This window comes from Hydrocoleum sp. CS-953 (assembly GCF_002260545.1).
Taxonomy (GTDB): domain Bacteria; phylum Cyanobacteriota; class Cyanobacteriia; order Cyanobacteriales; family Microcoleaceae; genus Trichodesmium.
Map to the genome: position 1 here is coordinate 1 of NZ_LGSU01000200.1, position 2,427 is coordinate 2,427.

1 protein-coding gene is annotated in these 2,427 nt (G+C 37.2%); it reads right to left on the minus strand.

The window, feature by feature from the left end:
• Nucleotides 1–324: 324 nt before the first annotated feature.
• Nucleotides 325–1,089, minus strand: a complete 765-nt coding sequence (locus AFK68_RS01660; RefSeq protein ID WP_094671119.1) for a pseudouridine synthase — start codon at nt 1,087–1,089, stop codon at nt 325–327.
• Between the last annotated feature and the right edge of the window lie 1,338 nt (nt 1,090–2,427).

Consider the following 2,427-nt stretch of genomic DNA (forward strand, 5'->3'; position numbering starts at 1 on the left):
GATATTTATAATATGATTGAAAAAAAAGTTATGCCAACAAAATATATTGTGATTAAAGCAGCAAGATTAACATAACACAAAGTATTAAAAAATTTATCAATATTGTTTGGATATTTAATTGTTTTAGCCCCTCAGTTCAAACTCTTAAAAAGATTACTTGTTTGTTATATAGCGTTTCTCAAGCTTATAAGGTACACAAGCTCTTTAATTTCTTTTCTATTCCTGATTCCTCATTGCCTATTCCCTCCATACCTATTCCCTGTTCCCTAAAACAAACGAATTTTGTACCTCACGCTTCTTGGGAATTGCTATAAAAGAGAGTTTTTAGCTGAATTTAGATTTGATAATTTGGTCATCCAAAAACTCAATTTCAAAATCCTTCAAAGGTCGATAATGGCCAATAGGTAAAACTGACTCTCCAGGTAGCTGCAACTTAATTGGGCCAATTGCAGTACGGTGTAATTTGAGTACAGGATATCCCAATTTTTCTGCAACTCTACGAATCTGGCGATTTCTGCCTTCGGAAATAACCACTTCTAAAAGAGTTTGAGAGCTATTAAATTCTTTTAGGACTTTAACCTGAGCTGGTAAAGTTTTTTTACCAAATAAGATGATACCTTGACGCCACAATTTTAAGGTTGATTCCTGGGGATGACCTTCTACCCAGACTTGATAGGTTTTGGGAAGACAATGTTTGGGATGGGTTAAACCATAAGTTACCCGACCATCATTTGTGAGGAGTAATGCTCCTGTAGAATCTGCATCTAAACGTCCTACAGGATGAATACCTTTTCCATTTTGCAGTTCTGTACTTAGGATATCTAAAACTTTACTACGTTTGCTAGGTTCCGAACAAGTTGAAATTACTCCCATAGGTTTATTAAGCAATAAATATATGGGTTCAGGCCGATTTTCTGGCGTGATGAGCAAACCATCTACTTCAATTTTGTCCAAGTCTGGTTTAGCCTTTTCACCTAATTGGACAACTTTACCATTAACCTTTACTCGTCCAGCTATAATCATTTGTTCAGCTTGACGCCGGGAGGCTATTCCCCACTGAGATAATATTTTTTGTAATCTTTCATCCATATTCTTGATTCGCTCGCTTTTAATAATTAGTAAGCAGTCAGCTATTAGTTAGCCTCTTGCCTCCTGCTATGGTACCTCTCGCTTTTTCGTATAGGGAATGCTCCGCATTCATGTCGGCGACAGCCGAAACATGTCGCGGAGCGTTAGCGGAGCTTTGCAGAATGCAAAACAGAGGAGCTGCGCTTTTTCGTATAGGGAATGCTCCGCTTTCCATGTCGGCGACAGCCGAAGTGCGTTTGCGGAGCATTCCGATAGGAAAGCTTTGCAGAATGCAAAACATGTCGCGCAGTGTTATCCTGACAGACTGCTGCCTCTTACAGAGGAGCTTCCTCTTGCAGAGGAGCTGCGCTTTTTCGTATAGGGAATGCTCCGCTTTCCATGTCGCCCAGCGTTAACGGAGTTGTGCGAAGCAAAACACATTCATGTCGGCTAAGAGCCGAAAACAGCTATTTATTTTAGTTCTTAGATAAAAGCTTTATTAATTGAAGTAAATTGAATCTTACTATCAAAGCCAACCTTACTTTAAAGGCTATATTTATTTAGAGCAAGTTCTTAAGATTTGGATATTATTACTTTTTGCGTAGCATTCCGCAGGAAGAGCTGACTGCTAATAGCTGTTTGCGCAGCATTCCGCAGGAAATGCTTACATAATTAGATTACCAGTGAATAATTATTCTCAATTCAGAATAAAAGCAATATGGTAATTTCATTTTAATTATCTGATATAGCAATTCCCAAGAAGCGTGAGGTACAAAATTCGTTTGTTTTAGGGAATAGGTATGGAGGGAACAGGGAACAGGTAACAGGTATGGAGGGAATAGGTATGGAGGGAATAGGTATGGAGGGAATAGGTATGGAGGGAATAGAAAAGAAATTAAAGAGCTTGTGTACCTCATAAGCTTGAGAAACGCTATATTGAATTTATAGACGTAAGCATTCAGCTATTAGCTAGCCTCTTGCAGAGGAACTGCGTTAACAGCTCTCAGCAATAAAAATTAAGTTAGCTATTAGTCATAGCTTCATAACTTATACCAATTTGATAAATGTTTGCTACAAATAATTAGGGGATTTTTTAGGAGTCAGGAGTCAGGAATCAGGAGTTATAATGAATAGCTTAAATACCATTTTTAAGCGGTCAATCATCTTTTATGTCAAAAAGATACCTCCTTTCATTAATGGATAATGGATAATTGATAATTGATAATTGATAATTACCTCTCCCTTTTAGGGAGAGGTAAGAAAAATAAGGACAATATTTATTTTTTCCCCTTGAAAGGGGAGGCTTCAAGGCGTGAATTATCTAATTATTTAATTGTTTAATTATTAATTATTTCGGTA